We start from the raw sequence: 7,846 nt of genomic DNA on the forward strand, positions 1-7,846 counted from the left end.
AGTTAAACTTAAATCTGAGAGTGAACTAATTGACGATATTGTGATAACCACATCCAAAAGTACAACAAAACGGACAAAAGGATCTTCCGTACTAATTCAAGTTATTTCAGGAGATAAAATGGCTGAGGCTGGTTTTACGGGGATTCAAGATGCTTTAATGAGTGAGATTCCAGGTATGAATTTTCAAAAAGTAGGTTTTGGAACTGATGTAAATGTAGCAGGATTAGATGCCAGAAATATTCTATTTCTCATTGATGGAGAGAAATTAACAGGAGAAATGGCCGGAAATCTTGATTATCAACGTTTTAATATTCATTCTGTTGACCATATAGAAATTATTAAAGGTGCTTCTTCCATTTTATATGGTTCTATGGCCTCGGGTGCTGTTATTAACTTAATTACCAAAAAAACAGATAAGAAGTTTGCCTTAACAGCAGGCGTACGATATGCACAAATGAATCAGAGAAACTATAAAAACCCTAAAAAATCTGATTTCTTGTATATGTATGAGAAAAATGTAGATCGTCCTAATTTGCAAGGGTGGTTATCTATGGGCAGTAATTTAGGCAAAGTAAGCTTACAAACAGATGTTCAATATACCAGTACAGATGCTTACTATTTATTCCAATCGGGATATGATAAAAAAACGTTTCGAAAAAATCCCGGTATAGGTCTATTACGTGATACGGTCATAACTAGTTATGTTGAAAGACCTCCTTTAGGAATTGAAGGTGACGAATTTGTAAATATTTCCCAAAAGATATACTTTGATCCTTTAGAAAATCTTCATTTTCAAGTATATGGAACTTATTTCTATATGAATTCTTATGATCTTATTCAAGACCTTTTGTTTAATCAAACTGAAGATCTATCTGGAGGAATAAAAGCCAAATATAGATTAAAGAATTGGGGTGAATTTACCGCTAGTCTACACACGGATACCTATAAAAGATATAAAAGACATGAACGTATAGATGAGCGCAAAAAGCAATATGATTCGAAATTTCTTCAGCCAAAATTAAGATTTGTAACGAATTATTTGAAACAGCACCAAATTACAATAGGAGTAGAGCAAAATGTTGAAAAATTAATTAGTGATCGATTCGGAAGAGCGGGCACATTAACAGAAAGAGAATCAAAGGAAATCGAATCTTTTGTTCAAGATGAATACTCCGGAATCAAAAATACTAAAATAGCTCTAGGGCTTCGGTCTTCTTATAATGAATTGTTTGGTACGAATGTAGCTCCAAAATTTTCCATTAAATATGATTTGAAAGAGCAAATCTCTTTTCGATTAAATTATGCTTCAGGTTATCGTATTCCAACGATAAAGGAAAAGTTTTTTGATTGGGATCATTTAGGTATGTTCCAAATCGTAGGTAATCCAGATTTGACACCCGAGAAAAACAATTATGTTTCATTTTCAACAGAATTTCAAAGTAGCGGTTTATTCATTAATGTAAACGCCTATGCAAATTACTTCAGGGATAAGATAGAAGGAGTTTGGAGGGTATTTGAATTTCAATATAATTTTGAATATCAAAACTTAAATAAAAGCAATATTAAGGGATTTGATATTCTAGGAAAAGGTAAAATCAATAATAACTTAGCCCTGAATTGGTCCTATTCTTTTGTTCATGTAAGCAAAACAAATGGAGTACAACTCAATACTGCCTCGCCTCATAATGCTAATGTTCAACTTGAATATAGCTTAACCCGTCAAAACTATGATTTAAAGATTACAACAAACACTAACTTAATTGGAGCTAAGAAATTTAATGTTCAAGATAAATTAATGATTGATGGCAAAGCGCAGGATGCTTATTTTGAAGTGGATTTACCTACGTATTCCATGACCAATCTGGTTGTAAATCAAACTTTTTACAAGCACTACAAGTTGACCCTAGGGATGGATAATATTTTTAATTATAAACCTTCTTTACTCGGAGCGGGGGTATCTATGTTCAATATTCCTGCAACTCCAGGTAGAAGAGTATTCCTACAAGTTGAATATAAATTTTAAACAAATGAAAAACCACTTGCCTTTACTACATAAAATTGCGTGCATGATACTTCTAATTCATTTGCCTATGGCCTGTGTAGAATATGATGCGCTGCCCTACGATGGTAAAAACTTACCTCGAATTACAGCCTATAGCAATGATTGGTTGTACTATAACCTTAGAGATGATAAATTTTTAAACCCTTTTTCATCTGGTGATTCACTCTTTCGATCCGCTGACCGTCCTATTGTTGAAGGGGAGCAAAAGAGTAGAATGGATTGGGACATTGCCTTTAATCGATTTAATATACGAACAAATAGCGGTTTAAGTGGTAATGGAAAAGGGGGAGCTTATGACATGGGATTAGTCTCCTATGAAAGTATAACTTCAATTACACAAATTCCACCTCATGCCGTTTTTGTTACCGATACACTAGTTAATATTACCATGAGTCAAGAGCAGTGGATTTTAGAAAGTAGTAAGACAGGAAACACAGACCCTTGGTTTGATCCCAACAGTGGTCCAAAACAGATGAAATCTACAGCTAATTTAGTGCTTGCGAATGCTTTGCGTTTTTCGGGTCCTCCACCTTCTTATCAACCCTCGTATCATGTATACATTATTCGCAGTGCCGAAGGAACGCGGTTTTTTAAACTATTGATTATTAGTTGGTATGACCCTGAACTTGAAATTGGGGAGAGTGGTGGATTAATTAGCTATAAATGTGATGAAATTTTTTAAACTAAAAACACGATAATTATGAATCAAAAACTAGTAAGCTATACAGCTATTTTACTTTTAATGGTGCAGTTTATGTCTTGTTCCTCTGACGATAATACTAAAAAAGAGATTGAACCAGATAATGAACCGGTTGAAACCTTAGAAATAAAAGATAATAATTTAATACTAGCCCTTAAGTCATTAGGGTATATGTTTGAAGGTAATGCTATTAAAATTGATCAAAAAGTAAAAGATACACAAGAACTAAATCTTTCTTCTCAACAAATCAGTGACCTAGAAGGAATTAAAGCCTTTAAAAATTTAAAGCAAATAAACTTAGCGGATAATAAGTTGGATACTGAATTTGACTTTGCTGTTTTACCCTCTACACTTACGGGAATTCAATTACAAGGAAATGAATTATATGAGTTTATTAATCTTAAACTGTTGACTTTAGATAAATTGTATTTACCTGAGAGTGCTAAATTTAATATGGAGGAGGTTTTAGATTTTTATAAAACAAATAAAGAAGCTGTGGATAAGGAAACAGTAGATATGCAGATGCTTGTTCAGGGAGAATTAAAAAAATATACCACACAGAGAGTGATTCCAGATCCTATTTTAAGGGAGTATATGAAGGAAACCTTTCCATCTTTGTTTCCTGGTTCTGGTGATTTGTTAGATATAGCAACTCCTTTGCGAATTCCAGAAAATACAGCTGAGTTTCACCTAGGACAGTATATTAGTTTGCATAAGAATAAAGATCCTAATTATGATGAAACTAAAGATCCTGATTCGTATGACAATACCTATCTGTATCTAGAAGAGACCGATGATAAGTACAAAACGTCTAAGATTGAGAATTATGAAGGAATCCAATATGTTTTACAACATAAAGATTACGGGGCTAGTTGGGTAGATCTAAACAATAATCATCAAGCGAAAAATAAAAGTATTCGTTATTTAAAAATTCCAGATAATGGCGTTACTTGGTTATGGATGCGAAATTTTCATATAGCCAAAGGAGTTAAGATTACCAGTACTTCTTTGAAGCGACTAAAATTAGAATTTATGTCTGGTTTTAAAACCCTTGATTTAAGTAGCAGTGCAGATTGGTTTGTAGGTGGAGCCTTAACAATGTCAGATCTAATAATTACCAATTGTTTGGATTTAGAAGAAATTATCGTACCAAAGAGCAAATTATCCGATATGCAGTGGGGACAAATCAAACTTTTGTATTTACCCAAATTACAAAAAGCGGATTTTTCACACATAAACTCACTTTGGGGAACTTCTTCTTTTAGGGGATTACCGGCTTGGAATGTACAATTTCCTAAAACATTAACAGCAGTTGAACATAAAATCAACCTCTCTTTTGATCAAAGTATGCTTACAACTCACAAAGAAAAAAGTATTGAACTAATGCACAAATTAGAAGCTTCAACCCCTAATGCAGCGTTTTATTATTGCGGGCCAAATGCAAGAGGAAGATGGGTGAATACTCAAAAGATGGATAAAAATGGAACTATTTTATAAAGACAATACAGTATGAAAAAAACGATCTATTTTACCTTTGTTTTTTGCCTATTTGCATTGCTCGGTAGTTGTAGTACCTCGGAATCTGAAGTGGAATTAGAAAAAGAGAAAGAAAATCTCTTTGAACAGAAATTTAAAAATAAAGAGGTTATTATCTATACCCGAGCTTTTCGTTCTAATGGAGAGAGAACAGTAGGAGAGAAGGGAATGCCAGTGAAGTTTAAGTTTAACTATAACATTAACGAACCCAATAAACTTTATTTTGAAATGCCCGAATTTCAATTTGGTAATATGCCTTTAGCCGCTACTATTAGTGGAAAACTTGATATAATAAATAAGTATGTGGATGCCTATCCGGAAAAAAAGAATTGGATTTATTTTGGTAGTCGCAGTACAAAAGCGACTGCCGGTTCCTATATATACAATGAAAAAGGCGACCGAATCCAATATGATTCAAGCCCTAGTGCTGAAGTAAATGGGTATTATAATCCCAATACAAATGAAATTTTTATGGATATCAACTTTAAGTTGATGAGTGTGACTTCAATCTCTCCAGACCAACCCTACGATGCTCATCCTGTAGATCAGTATTTAGCGCTTTTGGATAACTATTATGATATACATCGACAGATTGATAAAGTGAGAAATAAAATGTTTAATTTTTCGAATCAATCATTCAATGCTACCTTCACGGATGCAGAAAATAATAGTATAGATCTTGCTATTCCTTTGAGTTTCAGCTATGATATGAACACCCCTAATCAAACTAAAGGTAAGCTAAATCCCATCCGTTTTGAATTGAATGGAAAAGAGTATACCGTTGTTTTTGACGGTGATATTGATTTCTTATTTAACCCTGATCCACCTATTTATCAAACTTGGAAAACCCCCATTCACACTAAGCTTTTACAGTGTAAAATGCCGAGAATCGCCAAGGTAATTGTCGATGGTCAAACAAGTGAAGGGGCGATATTAACTGGTTTGTGGCGTTCGTCAGATTGGCTTGGGGATAATTACCAATATGCTAATCTTAGATTAACAGAAATGGACATTCATTTTAATCAAGGATTAAAACTTACAATCAATGTTGGAAGTAAATAAAAGAGTAACTAAACAAAAAATATCATTCTTAACCTTTATAAAACAATAATAGTATGAAGAATTTTAAATTTATTACCACTTTCTCTCTGTTCTTAGGAGTATTAATCTTAAGTTCTTGTAGCACAGATGATAATCAAGATCAATCGTTAAATCAACAGGTAGAAAACAAAACGTTTTTTCACGATTTATTTAATCAGCAAACAGCACTAAATAGCAGTCGTTATACGACGTTTGCAGCTGGTGATTATACAGGGGTTTACACAGGTACTTATGTGATAAACAGCATGCTAGCAGGATCACAACCTGGTGATTATGCTGATGTGCAAAATAAGAATATTACTTTTACTGTAGATGAAACCAATCAAACCATTGGTTTAGTTATAGAACCCTTTAAAGTTGGGAAAATGCCTGCAAATATTGAAATTGCGATGGAGGATATTCCTTATATCGAAAGTGGAAATATGATTCATTTTCAAGGGACACAAGTAGACGGCTTTAGTGTTTTAGGGGCACATTCAACTATTGATGTAGATGGAACTATTGCAAAAAATGGCACTAGTTACTTTATGCAGTTAAACTTTACTGCAAATAGCACTTGGGGGCCTATGGTAATTAATGCCGATGTAGATTTTACAGGAACCAAATAGAAAACGAATTAATTTTTGGAATAGATATCCTCTGTTTAGTTAATTAATAAAATGTCTTTCACTTAAATAGTCGGAGGTTAAACCTTCGACTATTTTCATTTTGTTTAATTAAAGGAAACTGCTAAAGTTTTAAGACATTACTTTACTTACTCCTTAGATTGAGTTCCTGATTTTCAAGGAATTATTTTCACAATTCAAAAATATAAACCTAGCTTATTAGGTACTTTTACATTTTGGGAACTTTTTCAATTGTATCGTGAAAGATACCGTTGTTTATCTTTATTCTATCTTTTAGCATCAGGATTTAGACGCAGCCATTAATCGATGCTTCAATATTTTTATTCATAGCGGTCTAATTCATTTTCTAACTTTAGGTTTTAGTTATTAATTAGTTGTAAATTTTCTACATAGCTTTTATCTGCATCTAAGCCAAAAGCCTTAAATATCTCTCGTTTTATAGCAAGGTTGGCTGGATTTCTTAGATCAAACTGGGTGTCGTATTTCGCGGCTTCACTCTGCCAATATGGGAGATTCGAGTTTGCCTTGATACAGTCTTCAAGGCTATCGGTATCCAAACCAAAGCCCGAATTCTCTTTGCGATACGGATTTTCTTCATAGCCCAGATAAAGGCTGTCATCTTCATGTAGGAGATAGCGATCAAACACTTGCACATCTAGGGTACGAAACAGCATCCCATATTGAAGATAAACTGTTCGTGGTGAGTCACTACTAATACTTTTACTATAAGAAATCAGCATATCGTACTCCTGTGCTTGTAAAGGAAGATGACCAATTATTGGATTTTGTCCGTAGTAAAAATGGTTATCCATGATAATTTGAGAAGGTAGCGCAGGTGTTTGAGCAAGTGTTTGTAAATCTACGTTTTGAGTATTGCTTATTTTATGGTATATCTTGACAAGAAGACATTTTCCCATGAGATTCGTCAATCCAAAGTGCTCGTCACGCTTTATTTTATTGGTTTTAATCTGCTTTTGAACATCAAGGAGGATACGCCCAAAACCCCATTGTTTTCTTCCTATCTTGAAAGTAAAAAAGTCACCCTCAGCATACTTGCAGTGCTGTCGATGGGCTTGGCTAAATTGTTTAATCGCTTCTAACTCTTGAGGAGTGGTATCCGCGATCCATTGGTCTAACCACAGCGGTAGGTCTTTTAGCTTTTGATTGGGCAGCTGTTCGCTGTAAAATGAGGTCTGAGTGGTATAGTTTGACAGCGTTAGGTATTCATTCCAAAAGGAAAAATAAACACCAATACCTTTAAAGGATTGAGAGGCCGTAAAATTGAGCTTTTTGCTCTTGCCTTTAGCTGTTTTAGGCAAGAGGATACTTCGATTCACTGCTGTTTTTTCATGGAGACTACGCTCAGTATAGCCTTGTTCTCCCACGCTTATTTCTTTGCGTATCGTATCTCCCTCAAAGTAATAATATTTGTCAAACAACGAAACGCGTTCCCAATGGGGTTCAACTAGTTCAAGGCCTAAATAAGTACGTTGTTCATTTGAAAGTTCAAAAGTTGGAGTATCCATTCTTTTTCGAATTAATATTTTATTTCTTAGACTTTTCGTAAAAATAAAGATAAAAAAGAAGGTATACCAAGGATTAAATATAAAATGAGGAATCTATATATAGTAAAAATTAGATATAATCTCTCAAAGTGTGTAGTCTACTGTTCATATTAATATAAAATCGCTTCAAAATAAATATGAATGTAAAAGTATCCTCAGAATAAAAGCGTACAAATCCGAGTATAAAAAAAGCCTAACTATTTACTTATCAATAGTTAGGCTTTTGTTTCTGTGGAGTCGCCGAGAATCGAACTCG

At 33.8% G+C, this 7,846-nt stretch carries 6 protein-coding genes; 5 read left to right on the forward strand and 1 reads right to left on the reverse strand.

What is annotated here, in order from left to right:
• The 5 genes from GOQ24_RS09405 to GOQ24_RS09425 all read left to right on the forward strand — a co-directional run.
• The coding region (locus GOQ24_RS09405) for a TonB-dependent receptor plug domain-containing protein (protein WP_166520732.1) at window positions 1–2,023 on the forward strand (2,023 nt) is incomplete at its 5' end.
• A 43-nt stretch (window positions 2,024–2,066) separates the two neighbouring features.
• On the forward strand, window positions 2,067–2,744 hold the full coding sequence (locus GOQ24_RS09410; RefSeq protein ID WP_243731264.1) for an HmuY family protein: 678 nt from the start codon (window positions 2,067–2,069) through the stop codon (window positions 2,742–2,744).
• Window positions 2,745–2,762: 18 nt separating this feature from the next.
• Complete coding sequence (locus GOQ24_RS09415; RefSeq protein ID WP_160339552.1) at window positions 2,763–4,259, forward strand: leucine-rich repeat domain-containing protein; 1,497 nt, start codon at window positions 2,763–2,765, stop codon at window positions 4,257–4,259.
• A 12-nt stretch (window positions 4,260–4,271) separates the two neighbouring features.
• The gene (locus GOQ24_RS09420) at window positions 4,272–5,360 is read left to right on the forward strand and encodes a DUF4903 family protein (RefSeq protein ID WP_160339553.1); all 1,089 of its coding nucleotides are present in this window, start codon (window positions 4,272–4,274) and stop codon (window positions 5,358–5,360) included.
• Between the two features lie 53 nt (window positions 5,361–5,413).
• Window positions 5,414–6,007 (forward strand): calycin-like domain-containing protein, encoded by a 594-nt coding sequence (locus tag GOQ24_RS09425; protein ID WP_160339554.1) that lies wholly within the window; start codon window positions 5,414–5,416, stop codon window positions 6,005–6,007.
• 377 nt (window positions 6,008–6,384) lie between these two features.
• On the opposite strand, the gene GOQ24_RS09430 is transcribed toward GOQ24_RS09425, so the two are convergent.
• Window positions 6,385–7,551 (reverse strand): immunity 26/phosphotriesterase HocA family protein, encoded by a 1,167-nt coding sequence (locus GOQ24_RS09430; RefSeq protein ID WP_160339555.1) that lies wholly within the window; start codon window positions 7,549–7,551, stop codon window positions 6,385–6,387.
• Between the last annotated feature and the right edge of the window lie 295 nt (window positions 7,552–7,846).

The organism is Myroides sp. LoEW2-1 (assembly GCF_009767705.1).
Classification (GTDB): domain Bacteria; phylum Bacteroidota; class Bacteroidia; order Flavobacteriales; family Flavobacteriaceae; genus Flavobacterium; species Flavobacterium album_A.